This window comes from Sediminicola luteus (assembly GCF_040566555.1).
Lineage (GTDB): Bacteria > Bacteroidota > Bacteroidia > Flavobacteriales > Flavobacteriaceae > Sediminicola.
Genome location: NZ_JBEWYP010000012.1, coordinates 1 through 22,914 on the forward strand (window position 1 = coordinate 1; position 22,914 = coordinate 22,914).

The 22,914-nt window shown below is 39.9% G+C and carries 20 protein-coding genes; 5 read left to right on the forward strand and 15 right to left on the reverse strand.

The genetic code is table 11. The features are described 5' to 3' along the window. Positions 1-353: 353 nt before the first annotated feature. The 6 genes from ABXZ32_RS15470 to xerA form a co-directional block, all read right to left on the reverse strand. Positions 354-950 carry a hypothetical protein gene (locus tag ABXZ32_RS15470; RefSeq protein ID WP_354619591.1) on the reverse strand — a complete coding sequence of 199 codons (597 nt, stop codon included), beginning with the start codon at positions 948-950 and terminating at the stop codon, positions 354-356. A 157-nt stretch (positions 951-1,107) separates the two neighbouring features. Continuing rightward, positions 1,108-1,587 carry a hypothetical protein gene (locus ABXZ32_RS15475; RefSeq protein ID WP_354619592.1) on the reverse strand — a complete coding sequence of 160 codons (480 nt, stop codon included), beginning with the start codon at positions 1,585-1,587 and terminating at the stop codon, positions 1,108-1,110. A 178-nt stretch (positions 1,588-1,765) separates the two neighbouring features. After that, the gene (locus ABXZ32_RS15480) at positions 1,766-2,533 is read right to left on the reverse strand and encodes a DUF6843 domain-containing protein (RefSeq protein ID WP_354619593.1); all 768 of its coding nucleotides are present in this window, start codon (positions 2,531-2,533) and stop codon (positions 1,766-1,768) included. A 151-nt stretch (positions 2,534-2,684) separates the two neighbouring features. Further along, the gene (locus tag ABXZ32_RS15485) at positions 2,685-3,245 is read right to left on the reverse strand and encodes a hypothetical protein (protein ID WP_354619594.1); all 561 of its coding nucleotides are present in this window, start codon (positions 3,243-3,245) and stop codon (positions 2,685-2,687) included. Between the two features lie 780 nt (positions 3,246-4,025). Beyond that, positions 4,026-4,571: a hypothetical protein gene (locus tag ABXZ32_RS15490; protein WP_354619595.1), complete on the reverse strand. Its 546-nt coding sequence runs from the start codon at positions 4,569-4,571 to the stop codon at positions 4,026-4,028. A 421-nt stretch (positions 4,572-4,992) separates the two neighbouring features. After that, positions 4,993-6,111 (reverse strand): site-specific tyrosine recombinase/integron integrase, encoded by a 1,119-nt coding sequence (gene xerA / locus ABXZ32_RS15495; protein WP_354619596.1) that lies wholly within the window; start codon positions 6,109-6,111, stop codon positions 4,993-4,995. Between the two features lie 121 nt (positions 6,112-6,232). Here xerA and ABXZ32_RS15500 point away from each other — a divergent pair, with 121 nt between their 5' ends. Next, positions 6,233-6,595, forward strand: coding sequence for a hypothetical protein (locus ABXZ32_RS15500; RefSeq protein ID WP_354619597.1), 363 nt, complete (start codon positions 6,233-6,235; stop codon positions 6,593-6,595). Positions 6,596-6,826: 231 nt separating this feature from the next. Here the strand turns inward: ABXZ32_RS15500 and ABXZ32_RS15505 are convergent, their stop codons facing one another. From ABXZ32_RS15505 to rpsO, 3 genes are all read right to left on the reverse strand, one after another. Beyond that, a complete protein-coding gene (locus ABXZ32_RS15505) occupies positions 6,827-7,690 on the reverse strand; it encodes a sigma-70 family RNA polymerase sigma factor (RefSeq protein ID WP_062052792.1) in 864 nt (287 codons plus the stop codon). Between the two features lie 187 nt (positions 7,691-7,877). Beyond that, positions 7,878-10,100 (reverse strand): polyribonucleotide nucleotidyltransferase, encoded by a 2,223-nt coding sequence (locus ABXZ32_RS15510; RefSeq protein ID WP_354619598.1) that lies wholly within the window; start codon positions 10,098-10,100, stop codon positions 7,878-7,880. Positions 10,101-10,329: 229 nt separating this feature from the next. Further along, positions 10,330-10,599, reverse strand: coding sequence for a 30S ribosomal protein S15 (rpsO, locus tag ABXZ32_RS15515; RefSeq protein WP_062052796.1), 270 nt, complete (start codon positions 10,597-10,599; stop codon positions 10,330-10,332). A 255-nt stretch (positions 10,600-10,854) separates the two neighbouring features. Between rpsO and ABXZ32_RS15520 the strand changes: the two genes are divergently transcribed. Next, positions 10,855-11,715 (forward strand): hypothetical protein, encoded by an 861-nt coding sequence (locus ABXZ32_RS15520; RefSeq protein ID WP_354619599.1) that lies wholly within the window; start codon positions 10,855-10,857, stop codon positions 11,713-11,715. 43 nt (positions 11,716-11,758) lie between these two features. Here ABXZ32_RS15520 and accD read toward each other — a convergent pair whose 3' ends face one another. The 3 genes from accD to tamL are packed head-to-tail and all read right to left on the reverse strand — an operon-like array spanning position 11,759 to position 16,370. Continuing rightward, positions 11,759-12,625 carry an acetyl-CoA carboxylase, carboxyltransferase subunit beta gene (gene accD / locus ABXZ32_RS15525; RefSeq protein ID WP_354619600.1) on the reverse strand — a complete coding sequence of 289 codons (867 nt, stop codon included), beginning with the start codon at positions 12,623-12,625 and terminating at the stop codon, positions 11,759-11,761. 34 nt (positions 12,626-12,659) lie between these two features. Next, positions 12,660-13,727, reverse strand: coding sequence for a class II fructose-bisphosphate aldolase (gene fbaA, locus ABXZ32_RS15530; RefSeq protein WP_354619601.1), 1,068 nt, complete (start codon positions 13,725-13,727; stop codon positions 12,660-12,662). 60 nt (positions 13,728-13,787) lie between these two features. Then, the gene (gene tamL, locus ABXZ32_RS15535) at positions 13,788-16,370 is read right to left on the reverse strand and encodes a translocation and assembly module lipoprotein TamL (RefSeq protein ID WP_354619602.1); all 2,583 of its coding nucleotides are present in this window, start codon (positions 16,368-16,370) and stop codon (positions 13,788-13,790) included. Positions 16,371-16,394: 24 nt separating this feature from the next. Here tamL and ABXZ32_RS15540 point away from each other — a divergent pair, with 24 nt between their 5' ends. Continuing rightward, positions 16,395-17,114, forward strand: coding sequence for a TrmH family RNA methyltransferase (locus tag ABXZ32_RS15540; RefSeq protein WP_354619603.1), 720 nt, complete (start codon positions 16,395-16,397; stop codon positions 17,112-17,114). Positions 17,115-17,122: 8 nt separating this feature from the next. Here ABXZ32_RS15540 and porT read toward each other — a convergent pair whose 3' ends face one another. Together porT and ubiE are read right to left on the reverse strand one after the other, a co-directional pair. Further along, positions 17,123-17,818: a type IX secretion/gliding motility protein PorT/SprT gene (gene porT, locus ABXZ32_RS15545; RefSeq protein ID WP_354619604.1), complete on the reverse strand. Its 696-nt coding sequence runs from the start codon at positions 17,816-17,818 to the stop codon at positions 17,123-17,125. A gap of 4 nt (positions 17,819-17,822) precedes the next feature. Further along, positions 17,823-18,551: a bifunctional demethylmenaquinone methyltransferase/2-methoxy-6-polyprenyl-1,4-benzoquinol methylase UbiE gene (ubiE, locus tag ABXZ32_RS15550; RefSeq protein ID WP_354619605.1), complete on the reverse strand. Its 729-nt coding sequence runs from the start codon at positions 18,549-18,551 to the stop codon at positions 17,823-17,825. A gap of 270 nt (positions 18,552-18,821) precedes the next feature. Between ubiE and trkA the strand changes: the two genes are divergently transcribed. Continuing rightward, positions 18,822-20,171: a Trk system potassium transporter TrkA gene (trkA, locus tag ABXZ32_RS15555; RefSeq protein ID WP_354619606.1), complete on the forward strand. Its 1,350-nt coding sequence runs from the start codon at positions 18,822-18,824 to the stop codon at positions 20,169-20,171. Position 20,172: 1 nt separating this feature from the next. After that, positions 20,173-21,663: a TrkH family potassium uptake protein gene (locus ABXZ32_RS15560; protein WP_354619607.1), complete on the forward strand. Its 1,491-nt coding sequence runs from the start codon at positions 20,173-20,175 to the stop codon at positions 21,661-21,663. A 54-nt stretch (positions 21,664-21,717) separates the two neighbouring features. Here the strand turns inward: ABXZ32_RS15560 and ABXZ32_RS15565 are convergent, their stop codons facing one another. Beyond that, entirely contained in the window at positions 21,718-22,902 is a 1,185-nt protein-coding gene (locus ABXZ32_RS15565; protein ID WP_354619608.1) for a pyridoxal phosphate-dependent aminotransferase, read from the reverse strand. Positions 22,903-22,914: the final 12 nt, after the last annotated feature.

A 22,914-nucleotide genomic window follows, 5' to 3' on the forward strand; every position in this document is an offset into this window, starting at 1 on the left:
AAGGAATTTGAGTCGTCCATGTAAAAGAAAAAAAGGATGCAGAGAATGCCAATAAAATAAAGTCCAACTATTTTAATATTCCTGCTCAATCCTTTTTAATATTTTGTGGTAATCATAAAATAATTTGAATAATCATTTTTTTAAATAATACATAACGCTTCAGCTAAGCGTAGTGCGGAGGCAAGGAAACATTTCGTTTCCGTCTGTGCACGAAGCTAAAGCTTATTGTTTAGTTTTATTTTTTTCTTGTCCAAAGCTAAATCCATAAGATTTAGCGACATTATAAATATACACAGACCTTTCGGTTTCGCCCTAAAGTCCGCATTACGTTTAGGTTTTGTTAGCAAATGTTTTTATTCGTACTCATACTCCAGCATTTTCCGTAATTCCATTAGTTCACTTTTATTTGGGTATTGTAAAAGTAGTTTGTCTAATTTACTCTTAGCCTCTTTACAATTTGTGAAATCCGCTTCACAACGCAGACAAAGTGCATACGTTAATCTATAATTTATATCATATTCTTTTGGAAAAATTTCTAAAGCTTTTTCATATTGAAAGATAGCATTGTGCCATTTTCTTTTCGTTAACCATTGGTCTCCATCCTCTATTAGTTCTAAATAGGAATCTGCTTTAGTATTAAAATTGTTCTTTTCTGAAACAGTTACCTGGTCAGTTAAAGTTTTGGCTAAAAAAATACAAGCAAATAAAAGTATTGTCCCAATTCCTGACCAAATAGTAATGTCTATTTTCCGATGTCTTTTGCGTTCCTGATATATTTTATTTCTAAATAACTCAAGTTCTTCCTTGGAAGCTTTTCTCAGGTTAAGCTCGCCCTTTGCCGCTTTCAGAAATTCTTTTCTTTGGTTTAGGAAAGAACGTTTTGGTCTGAGAAGTTTTTTATTATTTCTCAGACTTATTATCATTCCCTGAATACTTCCTCCTCCTGCCAATTTTTTTATTTAAATATTTGCTAACGGTTGGGCTATGGTTTCGTTGCGGAATCGTCCGCGAGGACTATTCCGAGAGAACCAAGCGATGATTGAAAGGTAGGAATTTTCATTGAAAAATTCCGCCGCAATGAATTATAGCCGTTGTTGTGCATAGTATTTATTCTTTACAAATCACACCGTTTCCTGAGATTTTTTGTCCGTCATTCGTTGTCATTGTTGAGTTGTAAAATAGGCATTTACCTTCAAGTTTAGTTTTCGAAACAATAATTCCGTTATTTTCATTTACCCACTTTTTTGTTTCATCCAACACCATTTTTGATGAGTCAAAAGTGAGTCGATATGTACAATCATCAATCCATTCAATTATTTCATATTCAGGATTCCCATTCTCAATTCCATTTTTCCATTCGGTTTGAGTGCCCTTTTCTCGAATAACAATATATTTTTTTATTGTCGAATCTCTTTCAGCTGCAAATTCCGATATACTGTCATTTGAAACAACTTTATATTTTGCTGCTTCTTTAATCTTTGGAATATAAAATTTTCCGATTTTAAAATCTGTACAAGTCAATTCCTGAGCACTTATGTTAAGTCCGATTAATAATGCTGTAAAAAGTAATAATGTCGTTTTTTTCATATTATGCACAACGTTCTGTGTATGGACAGTAGGGCAGATTCGAAGTACTTCACTTTCGGTTTACCACTAAGCCAAAACAAACGTTTTTACTTTTAATTTTCTTTTTTGTTAAACGTCAAAACTTTGTTTTGGCGTTGACTGCTCAAAGAACAGGACTTTCAAATTATCACCAAATGCCCTATTGGCTATACACCCTGTTGGGCACAGTATTTATTTTACTTTTTTCTATTTTATTATCCCTTATTGAGTCAAATTTTCGCTCGTACTTAAAGTTGAACTTTTCTGTTAAATCGTTGTAGGTCGAAACGTAAAATTCGCTGTAAGTATAAAGGTCATCTTCATTAGACACTTCTCCGTTTTCGTCTATCATTTTGCCCATACTTCCTGTTCTTCCCCAATGGAAAACGCCAAGTTTGTCTCTTGGTGGTTCGTTAGGATTTTTCTCCAAAGTCCATTCTTCATTAAAATCTCGAACATCCAATTTTGGTAATTCAGTCCGTTCGCCACTTTGATTAACTAGGTAATATTTGTGGTCGATAAAACCATATTTCTGCTCTTTATCAAGTATCAATATTCCGTCATTGGGTATTTCGTAAACTAGTCCTTCTTTGGTTTTCTCAAGTTTTATTCCTGAACTTTCTTTGTGAATAATATTTACACGACCACGATAATTTTCTGGGATTAAAAAGACTTCTGGTCCAACAGTATTTATTCCTCTCCAAATTGGCCAAAAGGCGATAATAGAAACAATAAAAATTCCGATTGGGATTAATCTTTGTTTCCAAGTCTTTTTTAAAGAAATTAAAACCAAAATAACTCCTATTACAAAAACTGGTAGTCCGATTATTGCAAAGAACGCAGCGAATGTCAATCCGAAAGCTCCGATTGCGAGTAAAATCAGTCCGCTGTAATATAAAATGTTACTTGTCTTATCGGTCATTTTCATATTGTGCCCAACGTTTAGGCTATGATTCCGTTGTTGAGATTTGATGTTAATCAAATCGAGCTAGGGTTCATGCCGGACTAAAGTACGAAAAGTTTTGAATTGTAGTAAATATGCTAAACAATGGATTATAGGCCTTGTTACCTGCAGTATTTTATTTATTTATAAGAACATATATAGACCTTAAGACAATTCTCCGATATTCAATTTTCTGAAACTCACTTTCCGGAATTAATTCAATAAGGCTAATGAGTAAATCGGTATTGTTAGGGTCACTTTGTAGATGGCCTCCTATATTATAAATTTTATATCGAAAGTCATTTTTGTCAACCAATTTGTATAATTCCACAAGAGCGGAATAACATCCTAGGTCTTGATATATGCTGTCCACAAATTCTCTTTCAAGTCGATCTCCTTTAACAAATTTAAGTTCGTTATTCTTTATCTGGTTTTTAGATATTAAAGTGTGTGTCAATTTGAGATAAGAAGCTTTGTCTACATTTTCTAACAGTCCAATTTGGAGTAAGCCGTTTTCAAATCCCATTAGGGCGTTTTTATATTCAAATTGCTGGTCTTTGGGCACAGACAACAATTTTACTCTTTGCTCAAGCTTTGCATTGTAGCACATGTCCAACTTTTGATCGAACATGATATTCTCATGGGTTGCCTTACAAGAGCCAAGAACAAGTATTAATATGACAAATATTTTATTCAATATTGCAGGTAACGTCTCGGCTATGGTTAGTACGGGAATTAAAAGTAATTATTTTCCGAATAAGCACTTAGCCAAAACTTTTTATTTTGTTTTATCTTTTTTGTCCTAAAGCCAAATCAAAAGATTTGGCGGACTTGGGTTTAAACACTAACCTTTGTGTTAAGCACTAAAACCCGTATTAATTATAGCCATTGTTAGGCACAGTTTTTTATTTTCAGTCGACTTTTTTCAATTCCAAGTTTATCTTATTTTCAGTCAAAAACGATTTAAATAAATCAAAGTCATTAAATTCAGTCGTATTTTTTATTATAATTTCAGGATTAGGTATTTGGTCATAATTGTTCTTAATTACCCAATATTTAAAATCCGATTTCGCTCTTTTATTTCCTGATTTGGCTATAATCCAGTATGTATTATGAGATATTTCCAAAACAGTCATCGGAACTATTTCCGAACCTGTATTCGCGCATTTTTCTTTTTTATATAGAATTCGTCTGTCCACATTATCAAATTCCGATAGATAAATGTTGTTTCCAAGGTGATTTTCTTTTGTTCCGAAACAGCAAGAATTCAGTACAACTAATAAAGTCAAATTGATAAATATTAATCTCGTTTTCATTGGTTGCTCAAATTGTGCCTAACGGTTAGGCTATGATTCCGTTGTTGAGATTTGATGTTAATTAAATCGAGCTTGGGATCATGCCGGACTAAAGTACGAAAACTTTTGAATTGTAATAAATATGCTAAACAATGGATTATAGGCCTTGTTGTGCTCAGTTTTTATTTCCAAACTTCCCACCACTTTTTAGTTACGGTTTCTTTATCGTAGTTATCTGCATAGCCCTTATAATTCAATACCATCTTGGCATGATGGGCAACCAAAAAATATTTATGGTCTACAAATTGTTCAATTTTTTTATTGATCCTTTCACTATCAAATTTTATTAAATCCATAAATACGATTCCGTCAATCTCATATAAGAATTCCAATTTCTGAAATTCCTCATATGCAATTTTTTCCATCTCTGAATTGCCATTCCTTAGGTCATTTACTAAGCTTACCCATTTGATTTTTTCAAATGTCGACGAAGCCTTTTTAAGTCTGTCTCTCAGCCCAGGAATTGACCACTCAGAGTTCAAGAAGACCAAAGTTTCCCCAATTAAAAAATCATCTTGGTCGGCAAGCATTTCAATTAGTCCTTTTTCAACATTTTCCAATTCCTGTGGACTCAATTCGGCAAGTAATTTTTGATTAGAGAATCCTTCCCTTTCTTCTCTGGTTGGAGGTGGAATTATTCGTTTTAAAAGCTTGTCTGTTTTGGACATTTTAGAAATTGAGCACAACGTTTAGGCTATGATTCCGTTGTTGAGATTTGATGTTAATCAAATCGAGCTTGGGATCATGCCGGTCTAAAGTACGAAAAGTTTTGAATTGTAGTAAATACACTAAACAATGGATTATAGGCCATGTTAGCGCCTGTGGTGACGCCCAGGCCAAGGTGAAGGCCAACTAGATTCTAATTATGCTTGTAGCCTTTTATAAATTGCCTTTTTAAGGTCAGACAAGCGGAGCATTGCGTACTGCTTACGAACAGATTGGCAAGGCAATTTAAAAAGGTTCAGCTTTGCCCGAGCCACTGTCTACTATTTTATTCAAAGTGCCCCTCCGTAATGCTTTGTTTTTAATTGCACCATTGGCGCTAACGTTTGGGTAAAGTGAGTCTATTCACTTTATGTCTATTTTGCCCTAAGGTAGTAAATCCTCGATATCTTTGAAAGAATTTGTGGCTACATAGGTGTAAATTTCTGTTGTCTTGGTAGAGCCGTGTCCCAATAACAACTGAATATAACGCAGGTCAGTGCCATTTTCCAAGAGGTGGGTGGCAAAACTATGCCTTAGCATATGTGGGGTTACTTTTCTTTGGATCCCTGCTCTGGACGCAGCCTGGTACACTATTTGTAAAATACTGGAACCGCTATAGGGTCTGCCATTAGGACCTTCAAACAGATAATGCAGCGGCTTGGTGTAGGAATAATAGGATCTCAGGTCCCCGAGCACACTTTTGCTCAATACCGTATATCTATCCTTGTTCCCTTTGCCCTGGGTCACCTTTATCATCATGCGGTCACTGTCTATATCCTTTATCTTAAGGTTCAGGACTTCGCCCCTTCTCAGACCAGAGGCGTATAAAAGGCCCAAAATGGCCCTGTGTTTCATGTTTTTGGTAGCTTTTATCATGTCCGCCACCTCTTGTTTTGATAGGACCGAAGGCAGTTTCCGTTTTTTGCGTGGCCGCTCAATACTGTAGAATCTATTGGGCAGCCCCAGGACAATTTCGTAGTAGAATTTAATGCTGTTGATGGCCTGGTTGACATAGGAATGGGATTTGCCATCCCTGACCAGGGTGTGAAGGTAGGAGCGTATGTCCCCTTCGTGCAATAGTTGGGGATCCGTTCCTGCATGGGCCTTGAGGAACTGTTCAAAACAGGAGATATAGGTGCATATGGTGTTTTCCGCGTACATTTTTAGTTCCAGTTTCTGTAAATATTCAGGCGGACAAATAGTATGTACCCTTATTCTGTCTATTTGGTGGGATGTCGCTTTTTGTTCCTGTTTCCCCGTAGGTAATTTCTCGAAAAAATGGGCGCAATTCAACCAGGCCACCCCTCTGAAGGTTTTAAAGATCTGGCCGAGGTGGTCCTTGGTATGGGGGATATGGAACAGTTGATATTCATTGCTGAAAGAAATGTCCGGTAAGCTCTGGGCCATGGCATTCAATACCTTGTCCGAGTAGAACTGAAGTCCAATCCGGCGCTGTTCGGCAATGACAAGATGTTTTAGGGTGATGTTTTTTAATCGGTCCATTAATGATCTTTTATGAAAAAGTAGCTGATTGAGAGGTTGTTACGGTATATTATGCGTATATTATTCGAATAATATACTTTTAATGGAAAATGTCAGGCGGTGCAAAAGTTGCCAAAAGGAATTGACCGGAAGGAAGGATAAGCGCTATTGTGATGTTTATTGCAAAAGTGCCCACCAATACCAAGTGACCAAAACTACAGGGGGTACGTTGTTCAGGCAGATCGATAGCCAATTGAAAAAGAACAGGGCCATACTAAAAGGCTACAACAAATCTGGTATGGCCAAAGTACGATCCGAAGTGTTGTTGAAGGAAGGGTTCGATCCCAATTTTTTCACCCATTACTGGAAAAATCAAAAGGGGGATGTGTATTTGTTTGTGTACGAATACGGATTTCTAAAAAGAAACGAGAGGGGAAGCGATAAATATGTGCTGGTGCTTTGGCAGGAATATATGAAACCCCCTAAAACCAAAGCAACTCCCTGAAAATTCAAGAAGTATGTATCAGTTGATAAATTATCGGTAAAAAGGCCGATTAACTGAGTAAATCATGGCCTAATAGAAAGTCCTAAACAAAAAAAAACTCCGGTAATCAGCCGGAGTTTATTCATCAATCAAAAAACGAACAGTCATGATAACTGTTGTTATGGTATGCAAATTACAACTAAATTACCAAGACACCAATAGGGCAGGGCAAGATTGTAACGTTGCCTTGGGCTAGCCCAAATATGTTTTTAATATCTTACTTCTAGAAGTGTGTTTTAACCTTCTAATCGCCTTTTCCTTAATTTGGCGAACTCGTTCCCTTGTAAGGTCAAAAGTTTCTCCAATTTCTTCCAAGGTCATAGAATGCTGTCCCGCAAGACCAAAGTACAAACGGATCACATCCGCTTCCCTTGGTGTTAAGGTTTCCAAAGCACGCTCTATTTCCGTACGTAACGATTCATGCAACAATTCCCTGTCAGGATTTGGAGACTCCCCACTACGCAATACATCGTAAAGGTTAGAATCTTCCCCATCAATCAAAGGAGCATCCATGGATACGTGACGCCCAGAATTCTTTAAAGATTGTTTTACGTCCTCAACGGTCATATCCAATTCTTTTGCGATCTCTTCTGCAGAAGGCTGTCTTTCGTGAGCCTGCTCCAAGAAAGCAAAGGTTTTGTTGATCTTGTTGATGGAACCAATTTTGTTCAATGGCAAACGCACTATACGCGACTGTTCTGCCAATGCCTGTAATATGGACTGACGAATCCACCATACGGCATAAGAGATAAATTTAAAACCCCTTGTTTCGTCAAAACGCTGTGCAGCCTTGATCAATCCCAAATTACCTTCATTGATCAAATCGGGTAGGGTAAGTCCTTGGTTTTGATATTGCTTGGCAACAGAAACGACAAAACGAAGGTTTGCCTTGGTCAATTTCTCAAGTGCGGCTTGGTCGCCGGCCTTGATACGTTGTGCCAATTCTACTTCTTCATCTGCTGTAATAAGGTCTACTTTGCCAATTTCTTGCAAGTATTTGTCCAAGGAGGCGGTTTCCCTGTTGGTAACCTGTTTTGTAATCTTAAGCTGTCTCATTTAGGTTTTTCCTTTCTAAAAATTAGATGCGCAATACAAAGACTGCATAAGGTTATACGTTGAAAAACTAGAAATGTTACAATTAATTGATATTAATTTCAAATTTCGGTCAAAATACCCCCTTTTAACAGTAAAAAGCCCCAACGGATTCCGTTGGGGCTTTATATTTATAGCAATAGATTGAGTCTTAGTCCCTTCTTGGCTTGCGATCTCTATCGCTACCACGTCGGTCACTTCCTCTTCTATCATTTCCACGATCTTCACGTGGTGGTCTTTCTTTGAAACCTTCTGGTTTTGGCAATAACGCCTTACGGGAAACCTTATCTTTTCTGGTCCTAGGATCCACTCCAAAATATTTCACATCAAAAACGTCACCCATGTTTACTACATCGGATACATTTTCTGTGCGTTCCCAAGCCAATTCTGATACGTGCAACAATACTTCATTCCCTGGGGCATCCATATATTCTACAACAGCACCAAAGTCGAGCATCTTAATAACCTTCACTTCGTAAACGCTACCTACAGCTGGCTTGAACATCAAGGAATCTATTTTTGCCAATACAGCATCAATACCATCCTGATTTGTTCCCAAAATTTCAACAATACCTTCTTCGGTAACAGGATCTTCATTGATAACAATGGTACAACCTGTTTCTTTTTGAAGTTCTTGGATCACTTTTCCACCAGGTCCGATCAAGGCACCAATGAATTCATTAGGAATAGTACGCGTTACCATTTTTGGAGAATGTGGTTTCACATCTTCGTTTGGTGCAGCAATAGTTTCCGTAAGCTTTCCAAGGATATGGATACGACCTGCTTGTGCCTGCTTTAATGCATTTACAAGAATTTCGTAAGACAATCCTTTTACTTTAATATCCATCTGGCAAGCGGTGATCCCGTCTGCAGTTCCGGTTACTTTAAAGTCCATATCCCCCAAGTGATCTTCATCACCCAAGATATCGGATAGAACAGCATATTTACCTGTGTCACCACCAGAAATCAATCCCATGGCAATACCAGATACTGGTTTTGTCAATTGTACCCCGGCATCCATTAACGCCATTGTTCCGGCACAAACCGTTGCCATGGAAGAAGAACCGTTAGATTCCAATACCTCGGAAACAACACGTACAGTATAAGGACAATCCGCAGGGATCATTCCTTTTAAAGCGCGTTGGGCCAAGTTACCATGTCCTACTTCTCTTCTTGAAGTACCACGTAAAGGTCTTGCCTCACCTGTACAGAAAGGAGGGAAGTTATAATGTAGGTAGAATGTCTCCTCACCTTCGTAAGATGGCATATCTATTTTGTTGGCTTCTCTAGAAGTACCTAAAGTTACCGTGGCCAAAGCCTGGGTCTCACCTCTTGTAAAGATGGCAGAACCATGGGTAGAAGGTAGGTAATCTACCTCACACCAGATTGGTCTGATCTCGTCAGTCTTTCTTCCGTCCAAACGAAGACCTTCATTTAAGGTAAGGTCACGGATGGCGGCTTTCTCTGCTTTTGAATAATATTTAGAAACCAAAGCTCCAAAATCGGCCATTTCCTCTTCAGAAAAAGTGGCTTTTATTTCTTCCTTGATCTCTTGAAAAGAAGCGCTACGTTCATGCTTGGCAGATCCGGCTTTTGCTACTGCATACACCTTATCATAGGCCATATCATGAATTTTCTTAGCCAATTCTTCGTCTTCCCTTTCAGTTTCGTACTCACGTACTTCTTTCTTGCCAAATGCTTCGGCAAGTCTCAATTGGGCAGCACATTGTATTTTGATGTGGTCATGAGCGAATTTAATGGCTTCCACCATTTCTTCTTCACTAATTTCTTTCATCTCACCTTCTACCATCATTACAGAGTCAGCAGAAGCTCCGATCATCATATCGATATCAGATTCTTTTAACTGTGCTCTTGTAGGGTTGATGACGAATTCTCCATTGATACGACCAACTCTTGCTTCAGAGATAGCACATTCAAAAGGAAAATCTGAAAGTTGTATTGCCGCTGAAGCTGCCAAACCGGCCATTGCTTCTGGCATAACGTCATCATCATGAGACATTAATTGGATCATCACCTGGGTTTCAGCGTGGTAATCTTTTGGGAACAAAGGACGAAGAACACGGTCAACCAATCTCATGGTCAATACCTCTCCATCACTTGGTCTTGCTTCTCTTTTGAAGAAACCTCCTGGATAACGACCAGAAGCTGCGAATTTTTCACGATAATCTACGGTTAAAGGTAGAAAGTCAACATCGCTTTGTTTGTAGTTGGAAACAACTGTACATAATAACATACATTTTCCTGACTGGACAACAACAGAACCATGGGCCTGTTTTGCCAATTTTCCGGTTTCGATAGAAATTTCCCTACCGTCCCCAAGGTCAATGACCTCTTTAAAAACTTTTGGAATCATAAATTTTAATTAGAACCTGCGAATTACAGATTAGTTAAACAATGGTCTTTTCGTCTTACCTAGACGGACTGTGTTGTTGTGTTGTTGTTGTGTGTTGGACCAATGAAAAACTATTTGCAAGCTTTTTGTTTCGCCTCAAATTGTTGATTTTGAGGATATTGTATTGGGCTTTCTTCAGTATTGAAGTCAACCTATAAAAAAAAGGGAAGCTTAGCTTCCCCTTTTAAAATTATTTTCTGATGTTCAATTCTTTGATAATAGCACGATATCTTGTGATATCCTTTTTGATCAAATAATCTAATAGGCTTCTTCTTTTACCTACCAACATAACTAGGGAACGCTCAGTGTTGAAATCCTTACGGTTTCTTTTTAAGTGCTCAGTTAAGTGGTTGATTCTGTGTGTGAACAAAGCGATTTGTCCTTCTGCTGAACCTGTGTTCTTCTCAGATTCGCCGTGTTTTTTAAAGATCTCTGCCTTTACTTCCTTAGTTAAATACATTCCAATATTATTTAATGATTTTTATGTATGTGATTGATTTTCAACCAGGGCGCAAAGATAGACTTTTTTTTAGAATCTGTCCGCATCCAATATATTTTTTAGGGCACAGATTAAACTTTTTCAAAAAACTGGCGTCCTAATACCAAACGTTAAGAAAATGTTATAGTGGAAGGAGCGATAAACGATCGTACCCGTTAGCTAGCAGAGGAATCGCGAATTGCACTTGACATACGTAAATCAATTAAATATAATAAAATGAAAAATAGTCTCAAAATCTCGAATTTAACAGGTGTAGTGCTTATGGCATTATTGGTATTGGCCTCCTGTGCCAAAGATGAATCTCCGGTCTTTTCAGAAGAAGCAACCTTTGATGTGGCCGAACTTAAGACCAGCGATGAAGCGGAATTGATTTCGGAAGAAATATCCAATATCGGGGAAGATGTTTATGCGACCGAGGAAATTAAGGCAACCTCTAAGGCCGATTATGCCTCCAATTACCTACCAGATTGTGTTACCATTACCACTGTGGTGACCAGTAACTCCAAGGAAACCACTATCGATTTTGGGGAGGGCTGTGAACTGCCCAATGGAAATCTGCTAAGTGGCATTATCTTTATGAGCTATGCGAAGGATATGGACATGGCCACCAAGACCATTGCACTCTCCCTTGAAAACTTCACCTTTAACGGGGTTGCTGTGGAAGGAAGCTCCAGTCTTGTAAGGATGCGCTCTAATGATAACGGTAATCCACAGTCCGATGCCGTGGCAAATTACAGCGGGGAATGGCCCGATGGCAGCACCGCCAGCTTTACGGGAAATAGGACCAGGGAATGGATAGAAGGTTATGGTTCTGGTTTTTGGGGAGATAATGTGTTCCTTATTTCTGGCCAGGGTACATTTACCGGAAAAATGGGGAACGTGTTCTCCAAGGAAACTGTAGCCCCTTTGAGACGAGAACTGTCCTGTAGATTTATTGTGAGTGGGGTATTGCAGTTTTCTAAGAATGATGCTACCGCCAGTCTGGATTTTGGTGATGGTAGTTGTGATGCCAAAGGTCTGCTTACCTATCCCAATGGGGATGAAGAGGAAATCTTTCTAAGAAGGTTCAACAAGTAAAGTGTATAAAAAAAGCCCTGATGGTTTCATCAGGGCTTTTCTATTATGCTTGTTTTCTAATGGGATTGTTTTGTATCAAATCTATATATTGATTGATCTTTCTTTTAAGATCCCTTCTATGTACAATGAAATCTAAAAATCCGTGTTCCTTCAGGAATTCTGCAGTTTGGAAATCTTCTGGCAATTCTTTTCCAGTAGCTTCCTTTACTACTCTAGGGCCAGCAAAACCAATCAAGGCACCTGGTTCTGAAATGTTGATATCACCCAACATCGCATAGGACGCAGTAGTACCTCCTGTGGTAGGATCTGTACATAAGGAAATATAAGGTAGTCCGGCTTCTGCCAATTGAGCCAGTTTAGCCGATGTTTTGGCCAATTGCATCAAAGACAGGGCGGCTTCCATCATACGGGCACCACCAGACTTGGAAATCATGACAAAAGGTAATTTCTTTTTGATTGAATAATCAATTCCCCTTGCTATTTTCTCTCCCACAACACTCCCCATGGAACCACCAATAAAGGCAAAATCCATACAGCAGATCACAACATCCTTGCCCATAGATTTACCTACCGCCGTTCTTACGGCATCCTGTAAACCTGTTTTGGCTTGTGCAGCTTTCAATCTTTCAACATATTTTTTGGTATCCTCAAATTGTAATGGATCCTTGGATGTCAATTTTGCGTCCAATTCCTTGAACTTATTGTCATCAAACAAGATTTGAAAATATTCCTTGCTCCCAATCCTTACGTGATAATCATCTTCGGGACTTACATAAAAGTTTTTGGCCAGTTCATCTGCCTCTACAATTTTACCTGTAGGAGATTTGTACCATAATCCTTTTGGGGTGTCCTTTTTCTGATCAGTGGCAGTCTGTATTCCTTTTTCCTTTCTTTTAAACCAAGACGACATAGGCTGAATATTTAATTTAGACCGTTACCGGATCTTATAATGTATTAACGTTATTTAAATCTTCAAAAGCTTTTTTCAATCTTTCAACAAATGTTTTTTCACCTTCGCGTAACCATACTCTAGGATCGTAATACTTTTTGTTGGGCTCGTCCGCTCCGTTTGGATTTCCGATCTGTGATTGTAAATAGTCTTTTTTCCCTTGGATGTAATCTCTGATCCCTGTAAGGAAAGCGTATTGTAGATCTGTATCAATGTTCATTTTGATAACACCGTAGCTGATACCTTCACGAATTTCTTCAACCGAAGATCCGGAACCACCATGGAATACAAAATCGATGTGATTGTGCTCCACGTTGTATTTTTTAGAGATATACTCCTGAGAGTTCTTTAATATTTTTGGGGTCAGTTTTACGTTACCTGGCTTGTAAACACCATGCACGTTACCAAAAGCAGCTGCAATAGTAAATCTTGGGCTAATTTTGGAAAGCTCCTCATAAGCGTAGGCCACCTCTTCTGGTTGGGTGTACAATTTAGAATCATCCACATCCGTGTTGTCAACACCATCTTCCTCACCACCGGTGATTCCCAATTCTATTTCCAAGGTCATTCCCATCTTGCTCATTCTCGCAAGATATTTTTTACAGATTTCAATATTCTCTTCAAGAGGCTCTTCGGAAAGATCTATCATATGTGAGCTGTACAATGGCTTGCCTGTTTCAGCGAAATGTTTTTCACTGGCATCCAAAAGACCGTCTATCCAAGGTAATAATTTCTTGGCACAGTGGTCTGTATGCAATATTACGGTAGCGCCATAAGCTGCTGCCAATTCATGTACGTGCTTGGCTCCGGCAACAGCACCTAATATGGCTGCTTGTTGTCCGTCATTGGACAAACCTTTACCAGCGTTGAACTGGGCTCCTCCGTTAGAGAATTGTATGATAACTGGGGCATTTAAACTGGCAGCAGTTTCTAGAACACCATTGATAGTGTCAGAACCAATTACGTTAACTGCGGGTAATGCAAACCCTTTTTCTTTTGCGTAGTTAAAGATTGCTTGGACTTCATCACCTGTAGCAACTCCTGGTTTAATATTATGCGCCATAATTTTTTTATGTATTTGTTTCTATGATTGGAATGCACAAAAGTAATAAAATTATTAGGTCTAAAAAGGATAATTTATACCTATGTTAAACACGGCGTTGCCAAAATTGTAGTCCCTGAACCATCTTTTGGCGGGTTCTTCTGCCGGATTATACGTTTTAAAACCAGTGTCTAAGCGAAAAACGAAGTAAGTGAAGTCATAACGCAGGCCAAAACCGGTACCAAGGGCAATATCACCAAAAGAACTTAAATTGTTAAATGTGGCCTCGGGGTTTTCCACATCATCAAAAACGTTCCATATGTTGCCGGCATCCGCGAAAAGGGCCCCCTTAATGTCCCCTGCAATAGGGAATCTGTATTCTAGGTTAAAGGCAAGTTTAAGGTTGGCCTCGTTAAAGTCATTTAAATTTTCTGTCGTACCAGGGCCAAGGGAATATGCGTTCCAAGCCCGGTTATCATTGGAGCCACCGGCAAAATAACTGCGGACAAAGGGCACGTTGTCAGAATTGCCATATGGGACGGCCAATCCAAAAAAGCTTCTAAAGGCAATTACATTGGATCGGGCGAGGTCCCAGTGTTTGATATAATCGAATTCTGTTTTGAAATATTCGGAGTAGGGTACCCCGAACACCAGATTTTTGCCATTGTCATTCTGACTGAACGGGATCACATTTTTCAGGGCTGACAAGAGCGCACCGGCACTCTCAATTTTCATTCTAAATTGATAAAATTCGTTATCGGTGATGCCCTGTTTGTTGTTTTTGGTGAAGGTGTAGTTACCGGCAAAGATCAGGTTGTTTTCTGTAAGCCTCACCCTACGCTCTTCCAGGCTGCGAACGTCACTAAAATTGTCAGGCGATAAATTAAAACGTCCCTCCTCCAGAACCGCTTCGGTGAATCCTTTGGTCCCATCCGGGATGCTCAATTGAAGATTGTCTTCTTCAAAAAATTCGGAGACGGTAGGGTCAGATTCAAAGGCATCAAGGGCTATATTGTTGAGACGGTCAAAGCTGTTGTTGTAAACATTGTAAAACCGATCCTGGTTTAAGTTTCGAACATACTGGATATTGATCAGTTCAATGTTGTGTCTTTTGGTTTCTGTAGGGGACCAGTTATACCCATAAATAGTGTTCAGGGCATTTTTATCCAAGCCTATATTTTTTTGAAAGCTTGTTCCTATAGATATTTTGGTCTGGGGCAACATATAATAGGGGATGATCTTGTTGGTGCTAATAAAAGGGAGCCACAACCTGGGGAAATTTAGATTGATGTCCCCACCTATTTCGGTAACGTACTTTTCATCGGAGAGGGAAGCATCACTTAAGAGTCCCACGGATCCCCTTGCTGACAAACTCAAGGTTTCCGCACCTCCAAAAACGTTTCTGGTCACCAAGGAAGAGCTAAATGCGAGCCCGGCATATTGTATGTTGGAATGGGTGACATCCGTATCCAATTGCAGGGAGTATTTGGGCCTTGCAGAGAGATAGATATTGGCATCTATCTTACTCTGGGTGCTGTCCACAATAAAATCAATATTCGGGTATTTAAATGTATTCAGGTTGGCAATTTGCCTATAGGTGCGTATTCTGTCCAGCTCCCTGTAAATACTGTCTTTTTTGATAAATATGGCGTCTGTGAGCGCTTTTGGTTTGTAGCGCAACTTTCCTTTGTAATAGATAGTGTAATTGTTGTAATCAATGGATTGTAGGGAGTCCTCATTTGTATCAAAAAGGTAATCCGCATATATATTTACCTTCTTGAACCGGTGCACGTAATATTTGGAAGTGGTCACCGTGTTCTCATCACGTTTTCTAAGATCTTGAATACTCATTTCCACATCTAATTTCTGGTCATCGCTGGCCTTTGTGGTGTCCCTGAGTATCTCATAGGAAATGGAGCTTTCCTGAAAACCATAAATCCCGGTATTTCTGAAAATATTGGTAAGTCGCTCCCGCTCATTGTTGAAATCTGCAATATTGAACTGTCGGCCTCTTTTTACCAAGGAGTTCTTGGCATTTAGTTGGTAGATGGAATCAACGGCCGGAGATGATATTTTTTTAGAAAAACTGTCAATAATAAAGGGATCGCCCAAAGTTAACTGGTAGTCAATGGCCGCGCGCTGCTTTCTTTTGCTGCTGTCCAATTCATAGGTTGCATTGGCGTTAAAATAACCTTTGCCCCCATAAAAGGCCTTAAGGCGCTCCAAGGATTTTCTTGTTCTGGAGGTGTCAATGATCACCGGGGCCTCCCCAATTTGTTTTAACCACTCACTATACCCTTTCACCATAAAGGATTCCCCAAGTCTGGCCACTTGTTTTTTGGATAAAAGGTTGTTGAGGCGCTCTTCTCTTTTGTCATTTTTGTGGAGCCAAGCCTGATAGGAGGAATCTGGATCCTTTTTTGCTAGATTGTAAAGGTGCAATCGCAAGGGATATCCCAAGAGTGCGCTGTTCGGTTTTTGAAAGATAAGACTCTGGGCGTCCTCACTGGTAACTTTTTCCCCATCGGCATAAATGGTGTTTTTGGTAAGTAAAAGCTCATCATCTTCCACCCTTTTAAGCGCATTGCAAGAGGTGATTGCGATACCTAGCAATAATAAACCTATTTTTGCAGTGTGATTTTTTAAACTAAAAGGGGTCCTCATAGAGATCAAAAATACATTATTTGTATGGTTGTTAAAAGCCAAATAAAATTTATAAAAAACCTACAGCAAAAAAAGTACCGAAATGAACATAAGTTGTTTGTTGCAGAGGGTATAAAGTTGGTCCGGGAACTGTTGGCTTCAGATTTTGAGGTCTATGGAATTTACACAACAGATCTTGGTTTGTTGCAGGATACGGAGGGTGTGGAGCACATTTCGGAATCCGAACTTCAGAAAATGAGCGGCCTTAAGTCACCCAATAAGATTTTAGCAGTTTTTCATTTTCCAACCGAAAGGGAGCTTAAGGTTACGGATTGGGTCGTGGTGCTTGATGATGTTAGGGATCCCGGTAATTTGGGGACCATCATTCGTTTGTGCGATTGGTTTGGAATTGATCAGTTGGTCTGTTCCCTGAATACGGTAGATTGTTTTAATCCAAAAACACTTCAGGCCACCATGGGTTCTGTAAGCAGGGTGAATATTATTTATACCGATGTGGTCCGTTTTCTTAAAAGAACGGAAATGCCCGTTTATGGAGCTTTCATGGACGGAAATACTGTTTATAAAGAAGAATTCCCTAAAAATGGGGTACTGGTCATGGGGAATGAAGCCAATGGCGTAAGTGCTGAGGTGGAAGCCTTGATCGCTAAAAAAATTGCCATTCCTCAGTTCGGGAAAAGTAATACGGAAAGTTTAAATGTTGCTACGGCTACGGCAATACTTTTAAATGAAATAAGAAGGGGGTAGACTTCCTCTTATTCAAAGGTGAAATTCACAAAAAGCCCTCTTGTTTTCATGGATTCTATATTGCCTGTCCAAGCGCTATTGGGGTCATTGTCCCTAATAAGTTCATCTGTGAGGCCAAATACGCCTCTAATGGATGGTGTGAATTTAAAGTACTCCGTATAAAAATCGATTCCAAAACCCATTTCATAGGCATAGGTATTTTTCTTCATCCTGAAAGTTCCACTGCTGTTGTCATCCAGACTTTCTTCATTGCTCCCTAAATTTAAGGAGGTAGAAAGCCCGCCAATTAAAAATGGTTTCCAGTTCCCCAATCTTCGGGTACTGACCTTTAATAGGAGCGGAAAATTCACATAGGTAGATTTTACCTCCCTGATTGCTTCGTTTTCACTGGTGAATCCTGGAAATCCTAGGGTGCGCGACGTATAGGTAAGCCCTGGTTCGAATCTCAGGTCTAAGAACTCGTTGAACCGCAACTCTCCGATGAGCCCAACATTAAAGCCCATGGATTTTTGTACCAAGACATCCCCAAGGTCGTTCTTATAGTCAAACTTAAAATCATATTGGTTAAAACCAAGATAGTATCCCCAATTTAACGGGTGTTTATCCTCGTTTTCCAGGTTCATTACTGGTTTCTCGTTGAACTGTGCCCTAGAGGCAAAGCTGCATAGCATTACTCCGAGCAAGAGAAAAAATTTAATCTTCATACGCCTATTTTGTAGCAACATATATGGATGCGACCCCAAAGGTTTGGGGTTTGTTCGCTACTCCTATAAACCCAATTTTTTGTAAAATATTGTTGAACTCTTGACCATGTGGAAAAACAGCGGCCGATTCGGATAAATAAGCATAGGCAGAGTCGTCCTTGGAGAACAATCGTCCTATTTTGGGAAGGATGTTTTTTGTGTAAAAGTGATATCCCTGTTTAAAAGGAGTTTTTGTGGGTACGGATGTCTCCAAGACCACAAAAGTGCCTCCGGGTTTTAAAACACGGTAGATCTCTGCCAATCCCTTTTCCAGATTGTCAAAATTTCTTACCCCAAAGGCTACGGTAACGGCATCAAAGGAATTTTCCTTAAAAGGTAAGTCTTCACTGTCCCCAACCACCATTTCAATGGTGCTGGCCAACTTCTTTTCATTGATCTTCTTTTTGCCAACTTCCAACATGCCCGCAGAAATGTCCAGGCCTACTATTTTTTTAGCGCCGGTCTCCACTAGGTTGATGGCCAGGTCTCCTGTACCAGTGGCAATATCCAAAATGCTCTGAGGTTGTTTTTTCTTTAAAATGGCAACGACGCGTTTTCTCCATTTTATGTCGATCCCGAAGGAGATGACCCTATTAAGGCCGTCATAATTCGTAGAAATCGTATCAAACATTTTTGTAACCTGTTCTTTTTTCCCGAGGGAAGAATCCTTGTATGGGGTTACCTTTTTACTCATAACAACAATTTTTGGCAAAGATACTATAAAGACGCAATCTTGGGGGTAGATCGTTTAGTTTATCCAATAAACCGATATCCTGTTGCTAATTACTTTGTTAATTAAATAGGATGAGTATAAATTTATGTAATTTTGCAGTGCAGAATATGTAAAAATTTTTCATCAAAAAAGCCGATTGACAGCGAATGTGTCGCTCTTGGAAAATTATCTTTTGTTCGGGTTTATCGTCGGCGTTTACCCAGATTTATGAAAAAACAAGTTATTTAGCGAATGAAAATTATAATTGCGGGAGCAGGTGAAGTAGGTTTTCATTTGGCAAAGTTGCTCTCATACGAATCTCAAGACATCACCCTGATAGATACTAACAAGGAAAGCTTGGCCTATGCGGATAGCCATTTGGATATTCGTGTTCTTAAAGGCGATGCCACTTCCATTTCGGTTCTAAAGGATGCACAAGTAGATCGTTCTGACCTTGTCATTGGGGTAACGGCATCTGAAACCACAAACCTAACCTTGTGCCTATTGGCAAAGCAGCTGGGTTGTAAAAGGACCATCGCAAGAATTTCCAATGCGGAATTTATTCACAATAAAGATGAAATAAAATTCTCCGAGCTGGGGATTGATGAACTAATTTCCCCTGAAGCCCTGGCGGCGACGGAAATACAACTGTTGTTGAACCAATCTGCTTTTAACAATACCTATGAATTTGAGAATGGTGCTTTAATAATGGTGGGGGTCTCCTTGCCCAAACAGGCTCCTTTTATTGGTAAAATGGTAAAGGATGCGGCAAATATATTCCCAGAGCTGCATTTTATGCCCATTGCCATTCAGCGTACGGGTACTCAATACACTCTGATTCCCAGGGGGGATACCGAATTTAAATCGGAAGATCAGGTGTATTTTATTACTTCTAGGGAAGGGGTAGATGAGCTGTACAAGTTGACTGGTAAGACAAAGACCGAAATTAAGAACGTAATGATTCTAGGTGGGAGCAAGGTGGGCTATAAGACCGCTAGGGACCTATGCATCAATAAGTTCAACGTAAAATTGATAGAAAAGGATAAGGAAAAAGCTTTCGATCTTGCCGATGACCTGCCAAATGCCCTAATTATTAATGGGGATGGAAGGAACGTGGAATTGTTGGAAGAGGAGAATCTGGAAGCCATGGATGCCTTTGTAGCGGTAACGGGGAATTCGGAAACCAATATCATGTCCTGTTTGGTGGCCAAATCCAAGAATGTCAAAAAAACCATCGCCTTGGTGGAAAATATGGATTACTTCCAGTTGTCACATTCCATTGGGATAGACACCCTTTTAAATAAAAAGCTGCTAGCGGCAAACAATATATTCAGACACATACGAAAAGGTGAGGTCGTGGCGCTTACCAGACTTAATAACCTCAATGCAGAGATTCTGGAATTTATTGTAAAACCAACATCCCAGGTTAATGGTAAGAATATTAAGGATCTCGATTTCCCTAGAGAAGCCACCATTGGTGGGGTTATCAGGGAAGGAAAGGGAGTTATCGCGTTGGGAGATTTTAAAATAGTGCATGGGGACAGGGTAGTGGTATGTTGTTTGCCAAGCGCTATTCCCAAAATAGAAAAGCTATTTTTATAGGATGGCTTTAAATTCCAAAATAATCATCCACCTTATGGGACTGCTGTTGCTCTGCAATGGCTTCTTTATGCTCATGGCCGCTTTGGTTAGTGGTATTTATGAGGATGGGGTGACCTTGGATATTACCTTGGCGGCCATAGTGACCATGTTGGTAGGGGTCGTGTCCATGTTTTTTACCAGGGCCCATAAAAAGGAAGTAAAGCGCAAGGAGGGGTATATCATTGTAACCTTTGGCTGGTTGGTGATGTCCGTCTCCGGCATGTTGCCCTATATGTTTTCCGGGGCAATACCAGACGTTACCAATGCCTTCTTTGAAACCATGTCTGGCTACACTACTACGGGAGCATCCATTATGGACGACATAGAGATTATGCCCGAGGGGATCTTGTTCTGGCGTAGTCTTACCCATTGGATAGGAGGGATGGGGATCATTGTCCTTGCCATAGCTATCTTACCTTTGTTGGGGATTGGGGGAATGCAGCTATTTGCTGCTGAAGCGCCAGGGCCAAGTGCAGATAAGCTCCATCCGCGGATTACCGATACGGCCAAAAGATTGTGGCTCATCTATTTTGGCTATACCGTTGCTGAAACTATTCTATTGAAGCTGGCAGGGATGTCTTTTTTTGATGCCATCAACCATTCTTTGGCCACCTTGTCCACTGGAGGGTTCTCCACAAAAAATGCCAGTTTGGCGTATTGGAACGATCAACCTCTTATACAATATATTGTAATCCTGTTCATGTTTTTGGCAGGGAGCAATTTTGTACTCAGTTATTATGCCTTTAAAGGAAAGGTGCAAAAAGTATTGAAGGATGAAGAATTTAAGTACTACACCATCTTTGTCATAAGTTTTACCATCGTATCTGCCTTGGTTATTTATTATAGGGCTAATGTGCCTGAATCGGATTACGAACCAATGGTCTTTGGACATGCTGAGGCAGCTTTTAGGCAGGCTCTTTTTGCAGTGGTCACCGTTATCACGACCACGGGATTTGTTTCCGCCGATTTTACGAGTTGGACACCCTTTTTGACCATCTTCTTTTTTGGTTTATTTTTCTTGGGAGGATCGGCAGGCTCAACAGCCGGTGGTATTAAAGTGATGCGACATTTATTGATCATCAAGAACGGACTCCTCGAATTTAAGAGGACCCTACATGTCAATGCCATTATTCCGGTGCGTTACAATAACAAAACCGTAAAGGAACATATCGTTTACAACATCATCGCCTTTTTTGTGCTGTACATGCTCTCCTTTATTATTGGGGCTTTGGGCTTGGGGTTCATGGGACTCGATTTTGAGTCGGCCATTGGGGGTGCTGCATCTTCCTTGGGGAATGTAGGGCCAGCGTTGGGGAGCCTAAACCCACTGAGCAACTTTAATTCTTTGCCAGCAATTGGTAAATGGTGGTGCTCATTTTTGATGTTGTTGGGGAGGTTGGAACTCTTTACAGTTCTCATTCTGTTTACCCCCTATTTTTGGAAAAAGATATAACATAAAAAAAGCCTGCAACAGCAGGCTTTTTTAGTATTAATGTATTTTATCTTATTAAACCACAGCTTTTATTCTGGCCATGGCATCTTTAAGTTCCTTCTCTGATGCCGCATAAGAAATACGGATACAGTCTGGGTTCCCGAAGGCCTCTCCTGTCACTGTGGCCACGTTGGCATGTTCCAACAGGTATAGTGCAAAATCCGAAGCATTGTTAATGGTAGTGCCTTTTAAGGTCTTTCCAAAGAAGCTGGAAATATTAGGGAACACATAAAATGCACCTTCAGGGACATTTAACTTAAACCCTTCAATTTCACCCAAAAGTTCCAAAACCAAATCGCGCCTTTTGTGGAACTCATCAATCATGTATTGTATCTTGCTCACAGGAGCTTCTAGGGCAGCAATGGTTGCGCGTTGTGCAATAGCATTGGCACCACTGGTAATCTGTCCTTGGAATTTGGTACATGCCTTGGCAATCCAATCTGCTGCACCAATATAACCAATACGCCATCCGGTCATCGCAAAAGCTTTGGATACCCCGTTAACGGTTATTGTTCTTTCGTACATACCATCTATGGAGGCAATACTGGCGTGACCACCTATAAAGTTGATATGTTCGTAAATTTCATCGGAAACGATAAAAATGTTCGGGTGTTTTCTCAAAACTACCGCAAGTCCCTCCAATTCTTCCTTGCTATATACAGATCCACTTGGGTTACAAGGAGAGCTGAACCAAATCATTTTGGTCTTTGGGGTAATAGCTGCTTCCAGCTGCGCCGGAGTCATTTTAAAATCACTTTCAATGGTCGTAGGAACTTCTACGGGCACACCTTCGGCAATCTTTACAATATCGCTATAGCTTACCCAATACGGGGCAGGTAGCAACACCTCGTCTCCTTGGTTCAACATCACCATGGCAACATTGGCCAGGGACTGCTTGGCTCCCGTGGAAACCACAATCTGGTTGAGGTTGTAATCTAAACCATTGTCCCTTTTGAACTTATTGGCAATTGCCTGTTTAAGATCTGCGTATCCATCTACAGGGGAATAGCTGCTGTAATTGTCATCTATCGCCTGTTTGGCAGCTTCCTTGATAAAATCAGGTATATTGAAATCTGGTTCTCCTAAACTTAGTCCAATGATGTCCTTGCCTTCACTTCTAAGTTCCCTTGTTTTGGCAGCCATCGCCAGGGTGGCCGATGTAGCCATGTTTGTAATCCTTTCGGATAAATGATTCGTCATTCGTAGATTAAA

Bases quoted from the DNA above. Each gene is read 5' to 3' on its own strand.
- accD (WP_354619600.1), bottom strand. From the start codon at position 12,625: ATGTCGTCTTGGTTTAAAAGAAAGGAAAAAGGAATACAGACTGCCACT.
- ABXZ32_RS15510 (WP_354619598.1), bottom strand. From the start codon at position 10,100: ATGATTCCAAAAGTTTTTAAAGAGGTCATTGACCTTGGGGACGGTAGG.
- xerA (WP_354619596.1), bottom strand. From the start codon at position 6,111: ATGGACCGATTAAAAAACATCACCCTAAAACATCTTGTCATTGCCGAA.
- tamL (WP_354619602.1), bottom strand. From the start codon at position 16,370: ATGAGGACCCCTTTTAGTTTAAAAAATCACACTGCAAAAATAGGTTTA.
- rpsO (WP_062052796.1), bottom strand. From the start codon at position 10,599: ATGTATTTAACTAAGGAAGTAAAGGCAGAGATCTTTAAAAAACACGGC.
- ABXZ32_RS15540 (WP_354619603.1), top strand. From the start codon at position 16,395: ATGGTTGTTAAAAGCCAAATAAAATTTATAAAAAACCTACAGCAAAAA.
- porT (WP_354619604.1), bottom strand. From the start codon at position 17,818: ATGAAGATTAAATTTTTTCTCTTGCTCGGAGTAATGCTATGCAGCTTT.
- ABXZ32_RS15560 (WP_354619607.1), top strand. From the start codon at position 20,173: ATGGCTTTAAATTCCAAAATAATCATCCACCTTATGGGACTGCTGTTG.
- ABXZ32_RS15565 (WP_354619608.1), bottom strand. From the start codon at position 22,902: ATGACGAATCATTTATCCGAAAGGATTACAAACATGGCTACATCGGCC.
- trkA (WP_354619606.1), top strand. From the start codon at position 18,822: ATGAAAATTATAATTGCGGGAGCAGGTGAAGTAGGTTTTCATTTGGCA.
- ubiE (WP_354619605.1), bottom strand. From the start codon at position 18,551: ATGAGTAAAAAGGTAACCCCATACAAGGATTCTTCCCTCGGGAAAAAA.
- ABXZ32_RS15475 (WP_354619592.1), bottom strand. From the start codon at position 1,587: ATGAAAAAAACGACATTATTACTTTTTACAGCATTATTAATCGGACTT.
- ABXZ32_RS15520 (WP_354619599.1), top strand. From the start codon at position 10,855: ATGAAAAATAGTCTCAAAATCTCGAATTTAACAGGTGTAGTGCTTATG.
- ABXZ32_RS15490 (WP_354619595.1), bottom strand. From the start codon at position 4,571: ATGTCCAAAACAGACAAGCTTTTAAAACGAATAATTCCACCTCCAACC.
- ABXZ32_RS15505 (WP_062052792.1), bottom strand. From the start codon at position 7,690: ATGAGACAGCTTAAGATTACAAAACAGGTTACCAACAGGGAAACCGCC.
- fbaA (WP_354619601.1), bottom strand. From the start codon at position 13,727: ATGGCGCATAATATTAAACCAGGAGTTGCTACAGGTGATGAAGTCCAA.
- ABXZ32_RS15480 (WP_354619593.1), bottom strand. From the start codon at position 2,533: ATGAAAATGACCGATAAGACAAGTAACATTTTATATTACAGCGGACTG.